This is a genomic window from Kutzneria kofuensis (genome assembly GCF_014203355.1).
GTDB classification, from domain to species: domain Bacteria; phylum Actinomycetota; class Actinomycetes; order Mycobacteriales; family Pseudonocardiaceae; genus Kutzneria; species Kutzneria kofuensis.
In genome coordinates this window covers 3,943,270-3,962,569 of the sequence record NZ_JACHIR010000001.1, presented here as the reverse complement: position 1 = coordinate 3,962,569, position 19,300 = coordinate 3,943,270, and the positions used below count along the sequence as shown (strand labels likewise).

17 protein-coding genes and 1 tRNA gene are annotated in these 19,300 nt (G+C 70.4%); 6 read left to right on the top strand and 12 right to left on the bottom strand.

The window, feature by feature from the left end:
• Positions 1 to 20: 20 nt before the first annotated feature.
• The 7 genes from BJ998_RS18225 to BJ998_RS18195 form a co-directional block, all read right to left on the bottom strand.
• Complete coding sequence (locus tag BJ998_RS18225) at positions 21 to 2,297, bottom strand: hypothetical protein (protein WP_184863234.1); 2,277 nt, start codon at positions 2,295 to 2,297, stop codon at positions 21 to 23.
• Positions 2,298 to 2,383: 86 nt separating this feature from the next.
• Complete coding sequence (locus tag BJ998_RS18220) at positions 2,384 to 5,449, bottom strand: AfsR/SARP family transcriptional regulator (RefSeq protein ID WP_184863232.1); 3,066 nt, start codon at positions 5,447 to 5,449, stop codon at positions 2,384 to 2,386.
• A 121-nt stretch (positions 5,450 to 5,570) separates the two neighbouring features.
• A complete protein-coding gene (locus tag BJ998_RS18215; RefSeq protein ID WP_184863230.1) occupies positions 5,571 to 5,993 on the bottom strand; it encodes a hypothetical protein in 423 nt (140 codons plus the stop codon).
• A 499-nt stretch (positions 5,994 to 6,492) separates the two neighbouring features.
• Entirely contained in the window at positions 6,493 to 7,395 is a 903-nt protein-coding gene (glfT1, locus tag BJ998_RS18210) for a galactofuranosyltransferase GlfT1 (RefSeq protein ID WP_184863228.1), read from the bottom strand.
• Entirely contained in the window at positions 7,392 to 8,213 is an 822-nt protein-coding gene (gene wzt / locus BJ998_RS18205) for a galactan export ABC transporter ATP-binding subunit Wzt/RfbE (protein WP_184863226.1), read from the bottom strand. The genes glfT1 and wzt overlap by 4 nt, the downstream gene beginning before the upstream one ends.
• A gap of 16 nt (positions 8,214 to 8,229) precedes the next feature.
• Entirely contained in the window at positions 8,230 to 9,138 is a 909-nt protein-coding gene (gene wzm, locus BJ998_RS18200; protein ID WP_312890183.1) for a galactan export ABC transporter permease subunit Wzm/RfbD, read from the bottom strand.
• Positions 9,139 to 9,218: 80 nt separating this feature from the next.
• Complete coding sequence (locus BJ998_RS18195; RefSeq protein WP_184863222.1) at positions 9,219 to 9,776, bottom strand: bacterial proteasome activator family protein; 558 nt, start codon at positions 9,774 to 9,776, stop codon at positions 9,219 to 9,221.
• 59 nt (positions 9,777 to 9,835) lie between these two features.
• On the opposite strand from BJ998_RS18195, the gene BJ998_RS18190 reads away from it, so the two are divergent.
• Entirely contained in the window at positions 9,836 to 11,035 is a 1,200-nt protein-coding gene (locus BJ998_RS18190) for a cysteine desulfurase-like protein (protein WP_184863220.1), read from the top strand.
• Positions 11,028 to 11,657: a class I SAM-dependent methyltransferase gene (locus BJ998_RS18185; RefSeq protein ID WP_184863218.1), complete on the top strand. Its 630-nt coding sequence runs from the start codon at positions 11,028 to 11,030 to the stop codon at positions 11,655 to 11,657. The genes BJ998_RS18190 and BJ998_RS18185 overlap by 8 nt, the downstream gene beginning before the upstream one ends.
• On the opposite strand, the gene BJ998_RS18180 is transcribed toward BJ998_RS18185, so the two are convergent.
• On the bottom strand, positions 11,647 to 12,633 hold the full coding sequence (locus BJ998_RS18180) for an NAD(P)H-quinone oxidoreductase (protein WP_184863216.1): 987 nt from the start codon (positions 12,631 to 12,633) through the stop codon (positions 11,647 to 11,649). The two genes, BJ998_RS18185 and BJ998_RS18180, sit on opposite strands and share 11 nt — an antisense overlap.
• 54 nt (positions 12,634 to 12,687) lie before the next feature.
• Between BJ998_RS18180 and BJ998_RS18175 the strand changes: the two genes are divergently transcribed.
• Positions 12,688 to 13,326 (top strand): GNAT family N-acetyltransferase, encoded by a 639-nt coding sequence (locus tag BJ998_RS18175; RefSeq protein ID WP_184863214.1) that lies wholly within the window; start codon positions 12,688 to 12,690, stop codon positions 13,324 to 13,326.
• On the opposite strand, the gene BJ998_RS18170 is transcribed toward BJ998_RS18175, so the two are convergent.
• The 3 genes from BJ998_RS18170 to BJ998_RS18160 form a co-directional block, all read right to left on the bottom strand.
• Positions 13,323 to 14,213, bottom strand: a complete 891-nt coding sequence (locus BJ998_RS18170) for a hypothetical protein (RefSeq protein ID WP_184863212.1) — start codon at positions 14,211 to 14,213, stop codon at positions 13,323 to 13,325. The two genes, BJ998_RS18175 and BJ998_RS18170, sit on opposite strands and share 4 nt — an antisense overlap.
• A gap of 49 nt (positions 14,214 to 14,262) precedes the next feature.
• A complete protein-coding gene (gene ypfJ, locus BJ998_RS18165; RefSeq protein ID WP_184863210.1) occupies positions 14,263 to 15,165 on the bottom strand; it encodes a KPN_02809 family neutral zinc metallopeptidase in 903 nt (300 codons plus the stop codon).
• 485 nt (positions 15,166 to 15,650) lie between these two features.
• The gene (locus BJ998_RS18160; protein WP_184863208.1) at positions 15,651 to 17,342 is read right to left on the bottom strand and encodes a bifunctional metallophosphatase/5'-nucleotidase; all 1,692 of its coding nucleotides are present in this window, start codon (positions 17,340 to 17,342) and stop codon (positions 15,651 to 15,653) included.
• A 154-nt stretch (positions 17,343 to 17,496) separates the two neighbouring features.
• On the opposite strand from BJ998_RS18160, the gene BJ998_RS18155 reads away from it, so the two are divergent.
• Positions 17,497 to 17,931 carry a MarR family winged helix-turn-helix transcriptional regulator gene (locus BJ998_RS18155; protein ID WP_184868746.1) on the top strand — a complete coding sequence of 145 codons (435 nt, stop codon included), beginning with the start codon at positions 17,497 to 17,499 and terminating at the stop codon, positions 17,929 to 17,931.
• Positions 17,932 to 17,952: 21 nt separating this feature from the next.
• A tRNA-Ser gene (locus BJ998_RS18150) sits at positions 17,953 to 18,037 on the top strand.
• A 57-nt stretch (positions 18,038 to 18,094) separates the two neighbouring features.
• On the opposite strand, the gene BJ998_RS18145 is transcribed toward BJ998_RS18150, so the two are convergent.
• Positions 18,095 to 18,244 (bottom strand): hypothetical protein, encoded by a 150-nt coding sequence (locus tag BJ998_RS18145; RefSeq protein ID WP_184863206.1) that lies wholly within the window; start codon positions 18,242 to 18,244, stop codon positions 18,095 to 18,097.
• 410 nt (positions 18,245 to 18,654) lie between these two features.
• Between BJ998_RS18145 and BJ998_RS18140 the strand changes: the two genes are divergently transcribed.
• A complete protein-coding gene (locus tag BJ998_RS18140) occupies positions 18,655 to 19,146 on the top strand; it encodes an RICIN domain-containing protein (RefSeq protein WP_184863204.1) in 492 nt (163 codons plus the stop codon).
• The last annotated feature ends 154 nt before the right edge of the window (positions 19,147 to 19,300 follow it).

Genomic DNA, 19,300 nt, shown 5'->3' with positions numbered 1-19,300 from the left:
GCTCCTGGTCACCACTGGTGTCAGGGGGACGAAACCACCACGTAGTTCGACGTCGCGCCGGCGCCGACCGCGGTCGCCTTGGCGATGCCGTTGACCGGTCCCGGCGTCGGACCGACGCCCGCGCCCCACGCCGACACGGTGCCGTCCGGCTTCAGCGCCAGCGCACCGCCGTTGCCTTCGACCAGCGCGGTGACACCGCTCAGGTTGGACACCTGGACGGCGTTCGCGGAAACGGCGCCGGAGGTGCCGTTGCCGAACTGGCCGTCCGTGTTGTCCCCCCACGCCCATACCGTGCCGTCGGTCTTGATTGCGTAGCCGGTGAAACCGGCGCCGCCGGCGACCGACTTCACGCCGGACAGGGTGATCTGCACCGGAGCGGTGGCGTTTCCGGTCGTGGCGGTGGTGCCGAGTCCGCCGTAGACGTTCGAACCCCAGGCCCACGCCGTGTTGTCGGACTTCACGGCATAGCCGCCGGTCCAGATGGCCGCGATGGACGTGACACCGGTCAAGGTGCCCACTCGCACCGGCGCGCTCTGGTCGGTGGTGCCGCCGTTGCCGAGTTCGCCGTTGGCGTTGCGGCCCCAGGCCCACACGGTGCCGTCACTGAGCAGCGCGTAGCCGCTGGCCTGTCCGGCGGCGATCTGCGTGACGCCGGTCAGGTTGGGGATGCGCCTCGGCACGGTGGTCGGGTTGGTGGTGCCGTTGCCCAGCTGGCCGTAGGTGTTGTCGCCCCACGCCCAGACGCTGCCGTCGCTCCGCAGCGCGTACGTGGTGAAACCGTTGCCGGCAATGGCCTTCACACCACCGTCCAAAGCGGACACCGGATACGGCACCGTGGAGTAGCCGGTGGATTTGCCGTTGCCCATCTGTCGCACGGAGTTGTCGCCCCAGCCCCACACGGTGCCGTCGGCGCGCAGCGCGAAGCCGTTGTACTGGCCGCCGGTCACGGCGGTCACGTGGTTCAGCCCGGCGATCGGCGTCATCGCAGTGGTGGAACCGCCGATGCTGCCGTTGGCGAGCTGCGCATGCGTGTTGTCGCCGCTGCCGTAGACGCAGCCGGTGTCGCACGGCTTCGGCGCGGGGCCGAAGTAGCCGGCCACGTCGACGATGAGGTCCACGGTGCCCGACAGGTTGTAGAGCTGGATCGCACCGTCGTCGCCGAGGGCCACGATGGACAGGTTCGGCGCGGTCTGGCCGGCGACCAGGTTCAGGTTGGACGCGCCGGGCCGGGCGGCGCCGTCCGGATAGGCCGTCACCACAGTGGACGCCGTGGTGTTGGTGCCGGTCAGGTTGAACACCGCGGAGGCAGCCGTCTGCGGCAGCCACGGCGTGAGGTCGAGCGGGCGGGCCGTGTTGGGGCCGTAGGGATTCACCGAGTTGCCGTTGGCGTCGCGGCTGTCCAGCGCGCGAACCGGCGTCAGCGAGTGGAACGGGTTGCCGCGGTCGGTGGCGTAGTAGCCGGCGAGGTCGGCGATCAGGTTCACGCTGCCGGACAGGTTGAACAGGTCCACCTTGCGGTTGGCGCCGACCGCGACGGTCACCAGGTTCGGCGCGGTCTGCCCGGCGACGAGGTTCAGGTTGGAGGCGCTCGGCCGGTTCGTGCCGTCCGGGTAGGCGATCACGACGGTGGACGCCGTGGTGTCGGTGCCGGTCAGGTTGAACACCGCCGCGGTGGCGGTCGTCGGCAGCACCGCGGACAGGTCGAGGGTGACGACGCCGTTCGGGCCGACCGGGGTCTTCGAACCGCCGGTGCCCGTGCCGTCACGGGTGTCCAACACGCGGGTCGGGCTCATCGACGTGAACAGCGAGCCGCCGCCGGTCGCGTAGTAACCGGCGAGGTCGGCGATCAGGTCCACCGAACCGAAGTGGTTGAACAGGTCCACGGCCCGGTTGGCGCCGACCGCCACCGTCACCAGGTTCGGGCGGACATCGCCGGCGACCAGGTTCAGGTTGGAGGAAACGGGCTGCGTCTCGCCGTCCGGCCATGCCGTGATGCTCGTACTGGCGGTGACGTCGGCGGCGGTCAGGTTGAACACCACCGCAGTCGCCGAGGCCGGGATCACCGCCGACAGGTCCAGCCGGATGGTGGAGTTGTCGCCGACCGGGCGGACCACGCCGCCGGTGCCGGTGCCGTCCCGGGTGTCGAGCACCCGGGTCGGGCTCATCGGCGTGAAGGCCGCACCAGACGCCGACGGCACGGCGTGCGGCTGGGGCGCGGTCTCCGCCGCGGAAGCCGGGATCGCCGCGACACCGACGGCCAGGGCGGCGGCGAGCGCCAGGAACCTTCGTGATTGCATCCGTTTCCCACCCTTGATTACGCCGTCCGGCGGCACGTCCGAGCGGGCGTGGGTCCCGGCGACGGCGAGGTCACCGGGGCGACACCCTACAGCGGCGATCGCGCCGGGGTGATCCCTCCGGACAGCCGAGGCCGCGGCTCGTTCGCCTCGTGGCTGCCGTGCTTCTCGAACAGCCGCCGCGCCGCCGACCAGGTGGCGTCCGCCTGGTCGGTGCGGCCGGTCGCCGCCAGCAGCGTGGACAGGTCGCGCATGGTGCGGGCCTGCCACAGCGGCAGCGACAGCGCGGTCCACCACTGCAGCGACCGCTGCAGGTGCTGCTCGGCGTCGTCGAACCGGCCGGCGGCCAGGTCCAGCTCGCCCAGGGTGCGCAGCAGCAGCGCCTGCCCGAAGCCGTCCTGCAGCTCCACGCACTTCTCCAGGCCGTCGAGCAGCCCCTGCCGCTCGGCCGCGCCGCGCCCCTGCCGGATGCGCACCTTGGCCAGCGACTGCGCGGCGTAGACGACCATGTGCGTGTCGCCCAGCTCCACCATCAGCCGCAGCGCCGACCCGCAGAACCGCTCGGCCGCGTCGAGCTCGTCGGCCGCCCGGTGGGCGATGCCGATCGACCGCAGCACCAGGGCCTGGCCGAACCGGTCGGCCAGTTCCTCATAGCGGGCCAGGGCGCGGTTGTGCTCGACCAGCGCCGCCTCGAAACAGCCCTGCTCGGTCAGCGTCATGCCCAGGCTGTGCCACGCCCGCGCCTCGATCTGCGACGAGTGCGCGTTCGCCAGCGCCGGCAGCACCTCGACCAGCGTCCGCTCCGCGTCCTTGAGCTCACCGCGCTCCCGCTGCACGCTGGCCAGCTCCAGCTTGGTCAGCACGACGGCGCTGTCGTCGCCCAGCCGCTCGTAGATCTGCAGCGCCCGGCCGTAGTAGTCGTCGGCCTCGTCGAACCGGTCCTGCTCCAGCCGCAGCCGGCCCAGGCCCACGTACAGCGACGCCTTGCTCGCCTCGTCGCCGGCCAGGTCGGCGGCCTGCAACGCGGCCGAGTGTGTCTGCCACCACTGGTCGAACTGGTTGCGGGCGGTGAACGCCGACGAGGACAGCGCCGCGGCCAGGCTGGTCGACGACATCACCAGGCCCAGCTCGCTGGCCCGCTCGACCAGCGCCACGAACACCGTGCGCTCGGCGTCGAACCAGCCCACCGGGTCGGCCACCAGCCGGGCCATGGTCGCCGGGTCCGGGGCGTGCCAGCGGGGCCGGCCGCTGACGTGCGTCGCGCTGCCGCGCGGCATCCGCGCCGTCGCCTCGTCGATCATCGTCACGGCGCAGTGGATGACCCGCTCCAGTGCCGCCGTCGCGTCCGGCAACGCCTCCTCGGCCTCCGCCCGCTCGACGGCGAACGCCCGGGTCAGGTCGTGCAGCTGGTAGCGGGGGGAGCCGGCGGCGTCGACCAGGATGGTGTCCAGCAGGTAGCTGTCGGCCAGCCGCTCCAGGATGCGCTCGGTCGCCGGCACGGTCAGGTCGAGCAGCGGGGCCACGAACCAGGACGCGAACTCCATGGTGCCCAGCCAGCCCAGCAGCCGCAGGGCCCGCCGGTCGGTCTCGTCCAGGCCCTCGTAGCTGAGCAGCAGGCTGCCGCGTACCTCCAGGTCGCCGGCGGACAGCTCGTCCAGCAACTGGTGCCGTTCCCGCAGCCGGGTCGCGAGCAGCCGCAGCGGCCACTGCGGCCGGGCGGCCAGCCGGGCGCCGGTGATCCGCACCGCCAGCGCCAGCTGCCCGCACAGCTGCACGATGTCCGCGGCGGCCGCCGGGTCCTCGGCGATCCGCTTGGCGCCGACCAGCGTCTCCAGCAGGGCCGTCGCCTCGGTCTCGGCGAACACCTCGATGTCCACGTGCGTCGCGCCGGCCAGCGCCGGCAGCCGGCGGCGGCTGGTCACCAGCACCGCGCAGCCCGGGCCGCCCGGCAGCAGGTCGCGGACGTGCCGCTCGTCGGCGGCGTCGTCGAGCAGGACCAGCACCCGGCGGTTGGACAGCATCGTGCGGTACAGGTCCGCGCGCTCCTCCAGGCTGTCCGGCACGGACTGCGCCGGCGTTCCCAGGGCGCGCAGGAACCGGGCCAGCACCTCGGCCGGGTCCAGCGAGGACGCGTGCACACCGCGCAGGTTCACGTACAGCTGGCCGTCCGGGTACTGCTCACGCACCAGGTGCGCGACGTGGATGGCCAGCGAGCTCTTGCCGGCGCCGGGCTGGCCGGCGATCACGCAGACCTTGGTGGCGTTGGTGTCGGCGGCCAGCCGGCCCACCAGCCGCTCGATCTGCGCCTCGCGGCCGGTGAAGTCGGGAAGGTCCGACGGCAGCTGCCGCGGCGCGGCCGGCGCGGCCTCGGTTCGTGCCTGGGGAACGACGGGCTCGACCGGCGGCGGCTCGTCCACCACCGGGGTCGGCACCTCGCCGCGCAGGATCTGGCCGTGCACCGCCTGGAACTCGGGGCTCGGTTCCACCCCGAGCTCGTCGATCAGCAGCCGGCGGCCGGCCTCGTACGCCGCGAGGGCGTCCGCCTGCCGGCCGGCCTGGTAGAGGGCGATCATCAGCTGCCCGCGGGACCGCTCCCGCAGCGGGTCGTCGGCCACCAGCCCGGACAGCTCGGCGATCAGCCGGGGACCCTGTCCGAGCCGCAGCTGGGCCTCGATCCGGTCCTCGACGGCGGCCAGCCGCAGCTGCAGCAGCCGGTCACGCTCGCGCTCGGCCCACTCGCCGTCCAGCCCACCCAGGGGGGCGCCCCGCCACAGCGCCAGCGCCGCCTCCAGGCCCCGCTCGGCCACGCCGAACCGGCCCGCGGCCAGGTCCTGCCGCGCCTGCGTCACCAGCGCGCCGAACTCGTGCACGTCGACGTCCGTGGGCGGCACGGTCAGCTCGTAGCCGGCCGGTCGGCGCTGGATCGTGCCCTCGCCCAGCGTGCGGCGCAGGGTCGAGACGTACGAGTGCACACCCGCGCGTGCACTGCCCGGCGGATTCTCGCCCCAGAGCACGTCGATCAGCGTGTCCGCCGGGACCACCCGGCCGGCGTCGAGCGCTAGCACCGCCAGCAGTGCCCGCGGCTTGCGACCGCTCACCTCCACCGTGGTGTCACCGGACAGCACGCAGACCGGGCCGAGTAGCCGAAACCGCAAACCCGATCCCCCCTCGCCGCCTGCCTGGTACAGGGTCGCCGGCAGGTCGAGGAGTGGTCAAGTACGCCCGCTCACACAATTCCCGCCCTTACCGGCTTATCGGCGGTGGGCGTTGCTTTCGTTACCTCACGTCGACGAGCTCCGCCGGCGCCAGGTTCTCGGCGACCCAGCGCTTGAGGGTGGCCAGGCTGGACAGGACGCCACGCTCGGCGCGCAGCCGGCGCCAGATGCGCTCCTGCGGCACCCCGGCGGCCCGCAGCTGGGCGATGAAGTCCCGGTTCTCGTCCAGTTCGAGCCAGGTGGTGCGGCGCAGCCGCGGCTGCGCGATCACCGGGTGGCGGCGGGCGATCAGCCGGGTCCAGTCCGCGGCGGTCAGCGGCGGGCCGCCCGGCCGGATGCCGGCCGCCAGCGCGCAGTCGGCGTACTTCTTCACGGTCTTGCGGTCGACGCCGACCGCGGCGGCCACGTCGGTGGCGGAGTCGCCCCGGTGCCAGCGGGCCAGCATCTCGGTGACCTGGGCGGGAGTGAACGTGCGGCGAGCCATGGTGAGTCCCCTCTCTGGTCGGTGGCGGCTCGGCAGGGTCGGCGCGTCCCCTCTGCGCGCCGACACCACCGGTGGTGCCTCTCAGCCGATACGGGCGGTGCCGCCGGTGGTGCTGTCGAGGACGTGAGGGCGGCTGACATGAGCCTTGAAGCCGGACATCTCCCGCTTACCCCCTGTCGTGTCCTGCTGACGGAGACGACATTAGGGAAGGTCGTTTGGGAAAACCTTGAGGCAATCTTCGGGTCGAATTTCAGGTGTGCCGCAACGAAAACACAAAAAGCCGTTCCGGTTCTCCCCTCTAGAACCGGAACGGCCCTTGTCGCGCCTTATGCGGCAAAGAGTACGGAACGTCCGTGGGGAAACCTTGAGAAAACCTTGAGGTCGCCGCCGGCCGGCCGCGGAAGGGCCCGCCGACCTGCGGAACGGCCCTGCCCCATCAACACAAGAACCTCCGCCCGGCGAACCGGGCGGGGGTCTGAAGAGTCGGCTTCCTAGCCGTCTACCTGCGGTAGAAGCGCTCGTGCCGGCCCTGGAGGACCAACTTGAGCCACTGCGCGAACAGCTTCGGGTCCTTGCGCACGGTCAGGAAGTACAGCCCGAACCGGGCCACCTCGAGCAGGCCGAGGTGGCGCAGCCCCGGCTGGGACAGCAGGTAGCCGCGATTGCGGTACGTGTAGTAGCGCTTGACCTCGTTCTCCGGGTCCTGCGCGTGGAACCGGCCGCCCAGCATCGGCTTGAACTCGCCGCTGCCGTTGGGGTGCAGGTACTGGGTGCGCAGGCTGGTGCCGAACGGCAGCCCGCTGCGCACCAGGCGGCGGTGCACCTCGACCTCGTCGCCGCGGAAGAACAGCCGGTAGTCCGGCACGCCGACCACGTCGAGCGCCTCGGCCTTGAACAGCGCGCCGTTGAACAGCGAGGCGATGCCGGGCAGGAAGTCGTCGCCGAGCTCGCCGGCGTCGCGCTTCCAGGTCAGGCCGCGGCGCAGCGGGAAGGCCAGCTTGTCCGGGTCGTCGATGTCGGCGACCACCGGCGAGATGGCGGCCAGCCGGCGCTTGGTCGCCTCCTCGAACAGGATCTGCAGCACGTTCTCGTCGGCGGGCCGGCCGTCGTCGTCGGCCAGCCACACCCAGTCCGCGCCCAGCGACAGGGCGTGCAGCATGCCCAGCGCGAAGCCGCCGGCCCCGCCCAGGTTGCGCTGCGACAGCAGGTAGGTGGTGGGGATCCCGCAGGACTCCACCAGCTCCTTGGCCGGGTGCTCCGGGTCGTTGTCCACCACGACCAGGTGCGCGATCGGCTTGGTCTGGGCCGCCATCACCTTCAGCGAGTTGGCCAGCAGCTCACGCCGGTTGTGCGTGACGATGACCGCGACCACCGCGCCCTTGGGCAGGCGCCGGGAGCTCATGCCGACTCACCGTTCGGCAGCACCGGGTCGCCGGCCAGACCCAGCCGCTCCAGCGTCTCCTGGGACATGTGCTCGAACGGGTCGCGGCCCTTGTACGCGGTGAGCACCTCGCGCAGCCCGCCCTGCATCTTCATCTGGCCGTGGTCCATCCAGATCGCCGTGTTGCACAGCTCCATCAGGAACTCGTCCGAGTGCGATGCGAACACCAGCAGGCCGGAGCGGCGCACCAGGTCGTTGAGCCGGGTCCGGGCCTTGTCCAGGAAGGCCGCGTCGACCGCGCCGATGCCCTCGTCCAGGATCAGGATCTCCGGGTCGATGGAGGTCACCACGCCCAGCGCCAACCGGACCCGCATACCCGTCGAGTAGGTGCGGATCGGCATCGACAGGTAGTTGCCCAGCTCGGAGAAGTCGGCGATGTCGTCCATCCGCTTCTCCATCTCCTTGCGGGTCATGCCAAGGAAGAGACCGCGGATGATGATGTTCTCGTAGCCCGACAGCTCGGGGTCCATGCCGACGCCGAGGTCGAACACCGGGGCGACCCGGCCGTTGATCCGCGCCGAGCCGCGGGTGGGCTCGTAGATGCCGGCGAGCATGCGCAGCAGCGTGGACTTGCCGGCGCCGTTGTGGCCGACCAGGGCCACCCGGTCGCCGTGCTTGAGCGACAGCGTGATGTCACGCAGCGCCTCGATGATCGGCACCCGGTTCTCGGTGCCGATCCGGCCGCCCGCCTTGCCGAGCACCGCCTTCTTCAACGAGCGCGTCTTGGCGTCGAAGATGGGGAAGTCGACCGAGGCGTTCCAGACGTCGATGCTGACCATATGCAGAAAGCCTCACTCACACCCAGTAGGAGATGCGGGCACGGTAGTTCTTCATGAACAGCAGGGCCAGCGCCCAGCCGACGACCGCCATGCCGATGGTGACGATCCAGCTCAGCGGGGTGACCTCCTGGCCGAGCAGCGGGCCGCGCATCACCTGCAGCAGGTGGTAGAGCGGATTCCAGTCCAGCACCAGCTGGCCGAGCTCGCGGTTCGCCTTGCCGAGGGTGTCGAGCGTCCACACGATCGGCGTGCCGTAGAACAGCAGCTGGATGATCGCGTTGATGACCTGCGGGATGTCCCGGTAGCGGGTGCTGATGATGCCCAGCAGCGTGGCCACCCAGCCACCGTTGACGGCGATGAGCAGGAAGCCCGGGATCGCCAGCAGGATCGACCAGCCGATGCCGGGCTGCAGCGTGCCGCCGCCGTCGGCGGCCAGCGAGTACGGCTCGACCAGCTGGCCGATGAAGATCAGCGTGACGATCACGTAGACGATCAGGTTGTGCGCCAGCAGCAGCGTCTGCCGCCAGATCGTGCGCAGCACGTAGACCGACAGCGGCGCCGGCAGGTGCTTGATCAGACCCTCGTTGGAGATGAAGGTCTGCAGCCCCTCCAGCAGGCAGCCGCTCAGGAAGTTCCAGACAATGAAGCCGACCGTGACATAAGGGAGGAATGTCGCGGTGTTCGCGTGGAACAGGAAGCCGTACAGCAGGCCGGTGCCCAACGCGGTGACGCCCATGCCAATGGTGATCCACAACGGGCCCAGCACCGAGCGGCGGTAGCGCTGCTTGATGTCCTGCCAGCCCAGGTGGGCCCACAGCTGCCGGTTCGCCAGGCCGGTGCGGATGTCCGCGAAGGCGCGCGACCAGCTGCGGGTCGAGGGCGCCAGCGGTTCCGCGGGGCGGTCGATGGTGCTTGATGGATGCACGAGGAACGAGGGTACCGGCGTCATTCCGTGGTGTTACGCCTGGGCGGGCACTGTCGGGTGATGACGCCGGACCACCGTAGCTACAGGTATTGGCCGCTGCCCCGGACGTGCTGCGGGTCCGCGTCGGCGCCGCCGATGCCCGGCGGCAGCGCGCGGCCACGCATCTGCTCCAGCTGCACCCGCGCCGCCATCTGCTGCGCGAACAGGGCGGTCTGGATGCCGTGGAACAGGCCCTCCAGCCAGCCGACCAGCTGGGCCTGCGCGATGCGCAGCTCGGCGTCGGACGGGGTGGAGTCGTCGGTGAACGGCAGCGACAGCCGTTCCAGCTCCTCCCGCAGCTCCGGCGCCAGGCCGTCCTCCAGTTCCGTGATGGACGCCTTGTGGATCTCCCGCAGGCGGTTGCGGCTGGCCTCGTCGAGCGGAGCGGCCCGCACCTCCTCGAGCAGTTGTTTGATCATCGTGCCGATCCGCATCACCTTGGCCGGCTGCTCGACCAGGCCGCTCACGTCCTGGCCGCCGGGCTCGGCCTCGTCGGCAGACGGCACCCGCGCGGAGCCGAGCTGGGCTCCGTCCGGGCCCACCACCACGATGTGCTGCGGTCCCGTGCCGTTGGACTCGCTGTCGTTGGGCGCTGTCATACCTCCATCCTGGCACCCGGGAGTGCCGCTTCGCTGCGTGCTCGCCTACGGTGTGTGCCATGGCGTTCGACGTCGCTCGGGTCCGTGGGCTGTTCCCCGCTCTCGGCGACGGCTGGGTGCACCTCGACTCACCGGCGGGCATGCAGGTGCCCGAGCAGGTCGCGACCGCCGTTTCCACCGCGCTGCGGGCCCCGGTCTCCGGACCGGGCGGCATCTTCCCGGCATCGCAGCGCGCGGAGGCGATCGTGGACGCGGCCCGGCGAGCCGTCGCTGACCTGGTCGGCGCCGACCCCGCGGGCGTGGTGCTGGGGACAAGCTCGGCGGTGCTGCTGCAACGGCTGGCCGACGCGCTCGGCGACGGCTGGCTGCTCGGTGACGAGGTCGTGGTGTCCCGACTGGATCACCCGGCCAACGTGTCGCCGTGGCAGCGCGCCGCGCAGCGCTCCGGCGGGACGGTCCGGTGGGCCGAGATCGACATCGAGACGTGCGAGCTGCCCGCCTGGCAGTACGACGAACTGGTCTCGGCGCGGACCAAAGTGGTCGCCATCACCGCCGCCTCCGGCGCGGTCGGCACGCGGCCGGACCTGCCGAAGATCGCCGAGACCGCGCACAACGCCGGCGCGCTGGTCGTCGTGGACGCCTCGTCGGCGGCCCCGTTCATGCCGCTGGACATCGTCGCCATGGGCGCGGACATCGTCGCCGTGTCGGCCAACGCCTGGGGCGGGCCGCCGGTCGGCGCACTGGTGTTCCGCGACGCCAAGCTGCTCGACCGGCTGCCGTCCGTGGCGCTGGAGGCCGGCGCCCGCGGGCCGGAGCGGCTGGAACTGGGGCCGCACCCGTATCCGCTGCTCGCCGGGCTGGTCGCCTCCGTGGACTACCTCGCGGCGCTGGACGACGCGGCGGTCGGGCCGCGCCGGGAGCGGCTGCTCGCCTCCCTCGGCTCGATGAAGTCGTACCAGGCCGGGCTGCTGGCCCACCTGATCAACGAGCTTCGGTGGTCCCGCAACGCCATGGTCATCGGCGACGCCATGCGCCGCGTGCCGTCGCTCGCGTTCACCGTGACCGGGGTGAAGGCCGTCGAGGCCGTGGAGCACCTCGCCGAACGCGGGGTGTGCGCCTTCGCCGACCCCGGCCAGAACGGCGTTTTCTCCGTGCTCGGCGTCGGCGAGATCGGCGGGGCAGTGCGCATCGGGTTGGCGCACTACACCAACCAGATGGAGGTCGACCAGCTGATCCGCGCGCTGGCCGACATTGGATAGCCGCGCGCTGGCGGACGTCTCCGCCTGGGTCCGGCTGACGCCGCTGCTGACCGAGTACCTGCCGTTCACCCGCCGCGACCTGCGGCCGTCCGGCATCACCGTGCTGCTCGACGAGGTGCTGCTAGGGGCGCGCAGCGTGCTGGTGGAATGCGGCTGTGGCGCGGCATCCGTCCTCATCGCACGGCTGCTGCACCGCCGCGGCTTCGGGCACCTGCTGTCGCTGGAACACGACGAGCGGCAGGCCGCCTTCGTCGCGAGCCAGCTTCGCCGCGAGGGACTCGGGCACGTGGCCCGGGTCGTGCACGTGCCGCTCCAGCCGCATCCCGCCGCCATCGGCAAGGCCGGCTGGTACGCGCCCGAGGTCGTGCACGACGAGGTGTCGGAGTACGTCGACCGGTTCGGGCTGGTCGACCTGCTGCTGGTGGACGGCCCGTCCGGCGACGACCTGATCCGCTACCCGGCTATGCCGGTGTTTCGTGGCGTGCTGGCGCCCGGCGCCGCCGTGCTGCTCGACGACATCGGACGCCCCGGCGAGCTGACCGTCATGGACCGCTGGCGGCGGGAGTTCGCGCTGCGCTTCCGCACCGAGGAGACGATCGGCTACGCGCTGCTCACGCCGTGAGCACGACCTTGCCGAACACGTCCGACGCCTCCAGCGCCCGGTGCGCCTCGGCCGCCTGAGACATCGGCAGCGTGCGGCCGATGATCGGCTTCACCGCGCCGGACTCCACCAGCGGCCACAGCCGCTCGCGGACGTCCGCGATGATGTCGGCCTTGCTGCCCTTGCCCGTGACCGGGCGGGCCCGCAGGCCGGCCGACAGCACGCCGCCGCGCTTGGCCATCAGCGCGCCGATGTTCAGCTCGCCCTTCACACCGCCCTGCATGCCGATGTTGACCACGCGGCCGTCCATCGCCAGCACGTCGATGTTGCGGGCCAGGTAGGACGCGCCCATGTTGTCCAGCACCACGTCCGCGCCGTGGCCGTCGGTCGCGTTCCGTACCTCCTCGACGAAATCCTGGGTCTTGTAGTTGATGGTGATATCCGCACCGAGCTCGCGGCACAGGGCCAGCCGCTCGTCCGAGCCCGCCGTCACCGCCACCGTGACACCGAGCGCCTTGCCGATCTGGATCGCGCAGGTGCCGATGCCGCCCGCGCCGCCGTGCACCAGCAGCACGTCCCCAGTGGACAGACCCGCCGTCTGCACGACCGTCGACCACACCGTGCACACGACCTCGGGCAGGCCCGCCGCCTCCACCAAGCTCACGTTCTTGGGCAGCGGCAGCAGCTGCTCCGCCGGCACCGCCACCTTCTCCGCGTAGCCGCCGCCGGCCAGCAGCGCACACACCTGGTCGCCTACCTGCCAGCTCGTGACGCCCTCGCCGACCTGGGCGACCGTGCCCGAGCACTCCAGGCCCAGAATCTCCGGCGCACCCGGCGGCGGCGGGTAGAAACCCTGACGCTGCAACAGATCCGCCCGGTTCACCGCCGTCGCCGCCACATCCAGCAGCACCTCGCCGGGGCGCACCGTGGGATCGGGCGCCTCCGCCCATTCGAGCACTTCCGGCCCGCCCGGCTGCCTGATCGTGATCGCCTGCATGGCCTCGACCGTAATCCGCTGGCTGCCGCGACGCCGTGCGGGCACCATCACGTCATGGAGCCTTGGCCACTGCGGAACCTGGTGCTACGCACCCAGCGCCTCGAACTGCGCCCCGACGACGACGCGGGCCTGTTCGAGCTCATCGAGGTCGCGCGGGCCGGCGTGCACCCGCCCGAGTACATGCCGTTCGGTGTCCCGTGGACCGACGTGCCGGACGCCGAACTGGGCGTCAACAGCCTGCGCTACCACTGGTCGCAGCGGGCCGCGCTGAGGCCCGACGACTGGCACCTGAACTTCCTGATTCGCCTGGACGGCAAGGTGATCGGCGAGCAGACCATGAGCGCCCGCGACTTCGCCGTCACCCGCGAGGTCAGCACCGGCTCGTGGCTCGGCCGCCGGTTCCAGGGCCATGGCTACGGCACCGAGATGCGCGCCGCCGTGTTGAGCTTCGCCTTCGACCATCTCGGCGCCGTGCAGGCCCGTACCTCGGCGTACGTCGACAACGAGGCCTCGCTGCACGTCAGCCGCTCCCTCGGCTACGTCGACGACGGCACCATGCGCGACAACCGCCGCGGCGAACCCGCCGTGCAGCTGCGCATGCTGGTCACCGCTGACCGCTTCGCCACCTTCCGTCCACACTGGAAGCTGGAGGTCGCCGGCCTGGACGACTGCCTGCCGATGCTGATCGCCTAACGCAGCCAGCCGGCCCGCTGCAGCGTCGACACGGCTCGCACGGTCGCATAACCGCGCCACTCCAGCGCTGCGGCCGGGGAAAAGCTGGCGAAGTCGACCGTCCAGCCACCGTCGTGCTGCTGCCGATCAGCCAGGCGGTCCAACTCGGCTGCGAGCACACCGGGACCCAGTAGCGCGCTCGCCGGGCTGTCCGGCACCGACGCGAAATCGAGCGCCCGCAGGGTCTCGCCCTCCGAGCCGCCTTCGACCGCGACCAGGCCGCTGGCCGGCACGAACTCGCCCAGCCGCGCCAGTAGGCCCGGCGCCTCCGGATAACGGTCATGGACGGCGTCGAGGAGCCCGATGGCGAACGCCAGCGCGATCGCGTGCGGCTGCGTCTGCACTGCCGCGAGCTCGTCCAGGCAGTACCTCGTCGCACGGGCCAACCATGGGTGCTCAGCGACCGCCGGGTCATGCGCGGCGACACGATGGGCGGCGCCGGCGGCGAACGCGGTGCTCTGCAAGGCCGAGACCGTCGGGTCTGCCTGTGCCCAGAACGGGGCGCAGGCCGTTGGGTCGGCGACCGGCAGCGCGAACGGCAGACCACCGTCCGGCAACGTCACCGAGTCGAGCCAGTCACACAACTCGACCGCGCGTGGCGTCGTCGCCGGCGCGACGTCGGCGAAGACCTCAAAGGCATGCAAGGCACCGGCGGGCTGGCTCTCCGGCGCGCGTAGATCCGGTTCCAGCCCCCAGCCGTAACCACCGTCCGGGTTGCGGTAGCCGTCCACGGCGGCCAGCACCGCGTCGGCATCCGCCCGGCCGAGGAGCAGCTCGAAGCGGCGGCGATCCAGCACCCGTCCGTGCCCGGCCAGAAACGCCGCCGCGCGAGAAAGGTCAACGGTCATGGCCCCAGCGTGCCGGGCCCGCGTCCGGGCGTCTTGAACGGAACGGACATCAGCCCAGGTTGTCGGTGTTGAAGGTGTCGCAGGCGGCCGGGTTGCCGCTCTGGTAGCCGGTGGTGAACCAGTGCTGCCGCTGCGCCGACGTGCCGTGGGTGAACGAGCCGGAGTTGACCTGGCCGTTGCCGAGGTTCTTCTGGATGAAGTCGTCCCCGATGCGGGAGGCGGTGTCCAGCGCGTTGTTGATGTCCTGCTGCGACACGTTGGTGATCAGCGGCTTGCCGTTGCTGGCCGGCGTGCTGGTGGCGTGGTTGGCCCACACGCCGGCGTAGCAGTCGGCCTGCAACTCCAGCCGCACCGAGCCGGACGTCGCGCCGCTGCCCTTGCCGATGTTGCGTGAGGTGCCGAGCAGGTTCTGCACGTGGTGCCCGTACTCGTGGGCGAGCACGTAGCCCTCGACGAACGGGCCGCCGGTGGCGCCGAACCGGGTCTGCAGCTCCTTGAAGAAGCTCAGGTCGATGTACACGTGCTGGTCGGCCGGGCAGTAGAAGGGGCCCATGCCGGTGGTGCCGGTGCCGCAGCCGGTCTGCTGCCGGTTGGTGAAGAAGATCGTGGTGGCCTTCTTGTAGGTCTTGCCCGACCGGGAGAACTGGTCCGACCAGTAGGCCTGGATCGAGTTCACCAGGGCCACGTCCCGGCACTCCTGGCTGGCGTTGGCCTGCGCGCCGGTCTTGCACTGGTTGATCTGGGAGTTGTTCGGCTGCCCGGACAGCTGGTTGGCCCCGCCGCCGAGGTGGCTGATCACCAGCCACAGCACGAGGCCGACGATGCCCAGCCCGCCGCCGCCCAGCGCCAGGCCGCCCAGCGGGAAGCCGAAACCACCGCCACCGCCGCCGCCCGAGCCCCGGTAGTCCTGTACCTGTGAGGTGTCCAGGTCGGCGTCGTCGTTGAACTGCACGGTAGTCCTCCCGGGTAGGCCATCGACGGCTTCCACCATAGGCGGACCCCAAACATGCCTGGGTGCGGTGCCCCCGAAGGCCACCGCACCCAGGTCCTACCAGAAAAAGTGACGGTCGCGGTCGTCGCGAGGTTGGCGTGGAACCTCACCAGGTGCGCCCTGAAACGCATCCGATGTGGGGCTCAACATCGTCGACGTGCGCGAATGAAGGACGAACGCCCTCGGCGTCTGCGCACCCGAGACCTAGCTGGCGCTGCTCACAGTCGCGACCGGACAGGCACCGACCAACCCGGCCGCGGGGGTGCAGCCGACACGCCGACCGTCACAGCGAAGATCTTCCGCCATGCAACCACCTGGTCCCTTCCCGGCAGTCCGCGAAACCTGTTTCCCGCTGGGCCATCCGTGTCCCGAGCTTGCCCCTACGTGACCTTGATCACAACCCCCCTTGGATACCTGAATCGGTTGATTGTGCTGGTCACACAGGGTCAGGGCGTCTGTGTGATGCGGTCGGCGGCCGGCGGCGCCAGGTTCTGGTGCGCCGTCAGGTACGCCGTGAACGCGTCCAGGTCGATCGCGCCGCCGACGATGCCGGTGCCCTGCTTCAACACCGTGAAGCCGTCGCCGCCGCCGGTGAGGAAGTTGTTCGCGGTCACTTTGTAGCTGCCGTCCGGGGTCACCGGCTGGCCGGCCACGGTGATCGAGGTGATCCGCGAGCCCACCGGGGCCGACGCCGACCACGTGTAGTGCAGGCTCGACGAGATCTGCAGCATCTTCGTCTGCACCGAGCCGTTCGGCTGCGGCTGCCACTGCTGCTCCAGCACCGCCTTCAGCTGCGCGCCGGTCAGCGTCTCCGTCTGCAGGATGTTCGCGAACGGCTGGATCGTGAAGGCGTTCGCGTACGTCACGGTGCCGTCCGGCACGCCGGCGGTCGACGACTTGAAGTTCAGATCCGCCCGGATGCCGCCCGGGTTCATCACCGCCACCTGCGCACCCGCCGACTTCGTCGACTCCAGCTGCGCGTCGGCGATCACGTCACCCAGCGGCGACTCACCCGACGGCTGCTGGGCCGCCACGATGTCCGAGGTGATCGTGCCGACCGGCTTGTTCGCGATCGGCGCCGCCTCCGTCACGGCCTTCGACACCAGCGCCTGCACCGTCGGGTCCGGTGTCACGTCCCGCGTCACGACCTCGTTGTGCGCCACCGTCTGGCCGCGGATCGCGTCCCGGGTGCGCGGGTCGATCTTCAGGTCGACCACAGACAGCAGCCGGCCGAACGAGGCGCCCTGGATCAGCGGTCGCGGGTTGCCGGCCGGGTCCGTCACCGTGCAGTCGTACTGCTGGTGGCTGTGCCCGGAGAAGATCACGTCCACCTTCGGCGACGCCGCCTTCGCGATCGCCAGCGCCGGCCCCGGAGTCGTCCGGCAGTCGTTCGGGCCGCCGCCCTCCGTGTTGTCGCCCTGGTGCAGCAGCACCACGATCGTCTTCACGCCCAGCTTGTCCAGCACGTCAGCCGACTTGTTGATCGCCTGCACCTCGTCACCGAACTTCAGGCCCTTGATCGCGTCGGCCGACGTCACGCTGGGCAGGTCCTTCAGCGGCACACCGATCACACCCACCGGCACACCGCCGCTGAAGTCCACAGTGAACGGCAGCGCCGCCGGCAGGCCGTTGTCGAACGTCATGTTCGCCGCCAGGTACGGCCACTTCGCGCCCTTGAACGACTTCTCGAACTGGCAGCCGTCCGAGGCGCAGCCGCCGAACTGCTTGCGCAGCAGCTCCTGGTAGCCCTTGTCCAGCTCGTGGTTGCCGATCGCCGACGCGTTCACGCCGATGTCGTTCATGAAGTCGATCGTCGGCTCGTCATGGAACAGCGCCGAGGCGAGCGGGGAAGCACCCACGTTGTCGCCGGCCGAGAACACCAGCGTGTTCTTCGTCCGCAGCTGCTGGACGTGCGTCGCCATGTACGCGGCGCCGCCCGCCACCACCGACGTGCCGTCCGACAGCGTCACGCGGCCCGAGGAGCCGGCCGGCGGCTCCAGGTTGCCGTGGAAGTCGTTGAACGCGATCAGGCGCACGTCGATCGGCGCCTGCGCCGCCTGCGCCGGGACACCGGTCAGCGTCAGCGCCGCCGCGGCGGTGACCGCCAGCGCGCCGAGCCGTCTAGCCAAAACGATCATGTGGATCCTTCCGGACTGCGCCCAACTCCCCGTACGGGCGTTCGGCGCAGGAGTGTGCCCCGTGACCCGCGACAACGCCAGGGTCAGCGACTGAACGCAACGTGACGGTTAGCCTTGACAAGTGAGCGAACCCAAGTGGCTCGACGCCGGCGAGATGGCCGCGTGGCGGGCCTACCGCGTCTCCAGCATCCTGCTGGAAGGTCAGCTGCACCGCGAACTCGTGGACGCCCACGACATCACCCTCGCCGACTACGAGGTCCTCGTCCGGCTCGCCGAACGCCCCGACCAGCGGATGCGGATGAGCGTCCTCGCCGCCGAAGTCGCCTCCTCCAAGAGCCGCGTCTCCCACCAGATCGCCCGCATGGAACGCGCCGGCCTCGTCGAACGCGACAACTGCTCCAGCGACGGCCGCGGCGTCTACGCCGTGCTCACCGAACGCGGCATGGCCAAACTCCGCGAAGCCGCCCCCACCCACGTCGACGGCGTCCGCCGACACATGATCGACCTCACCACCGAGAGCCAGCAGGCCACCCTCGCCAAGATCTTCGAACGCATCGGCGCCATGCTGGCCGAGACGCCCGACGACTGACCGGCTACCCTGACACCCCAGGGAAGCGTGGCAGAGCGGCCGAATGCATCCGCCTTGAAAGCGGAAGACCCGCAAGGGTCCGGGGGTTCAAATCCCTCCGCTTCCGCCCAGGTCGGACGGGGTGCCTCCCGATCATGGAAAGACACCCCGTCTCGGCCTCGTCTCAGTTGGGCTTCCAGCGATCTTTGTGGCTGCCTTGATACCGGTTCCACTCCTTGCGCATGACCGGATCGCCGGCGCGGACGTCGGCCGTGTCGTCGACGACCTCGGGCATCGCCGTCTGTAGCTTGCGCGGCCATTGACGTGTGCCCACCGGTCGACCTGGCCCGCCGCGCCGATCCCGGTCAGCAACGCGGTGGTCTGGTGCTACGTCGGCAAACCGGGCGTGACAAGACCCAGTGCGACGGCCTATTCGCCGAGTGCGGTGCCGTGTTTGCCGACGTGGGACGAGATCAGCGCATAGCTGCCGGGGCGGTGATCAGCCGTCGCCGTCGTCCTGCGCCGCACGACTGACCGCGAACCTACCGGCCCATAGGCCCACGCGGCCAAGCTGAGGGAAACCGTCGGGTACCGAAAGGGTACCGAGCACGGACAAGCTGACGGTTGTAGGTCGACATCGAGCCGGTCGTCTTCACGGCAGAGGAAACCATGAGGTTGTTACGCGCAATTCGCAACAAGCGGCGCATGGCTCATCGAAGACTGTGGGGGAACATGGGAGGGAACGTGGCTAAGAAGCTTGTCGCGAGGCTTGCGGCGGTGCTGATCTCCGCTGTCGTACTCTTCGGCATCGATGTGGGTGCTGCCCACGCCGACGCGTACGGGATGCATCTGCAGCATGCGCACGGTGGATACTGCCTTGACAGCAACAGTAATGGAGACGCTTACTTCAATCCGTGCCAGCACGGCAACACCTACCAAGAGTGGAACATTGTATCGGCATCCGGCGGCGTCCACATCGTAGACGTGCAGACCGGCCGCTGCCTTGCGGTTATGCAGGAGTACGGAACCGGGTACTACATCGGTACCGAGTCGTGCGGCTCGGCTCCCAGCAACCTCACATGGTCGTGGCTCAGCGGGCAGTACCAATACGAGTTCTACAATGGCGGAAACCGGGCGTGCCTCGACGGCAACATGTCTAACATCTACCCGACCTTCGGCCTACCGACCTGCCAGTACAGCAACGTGTACCAGAACTGGTATGCCATCTACCCGTAATAGGGAATATGATGTGCGGAGTCTAGGCAACGCCACCAGTCGCGCGCTGCGTAACTGCGCCACATCCGTCGCCGCTAACACCAGCACGCAAGCAGGCTCAGGGGCAAATACAACCGCCCTGCTCAGAAGAGGGTCTCCCGGTCCAACGGGAGAC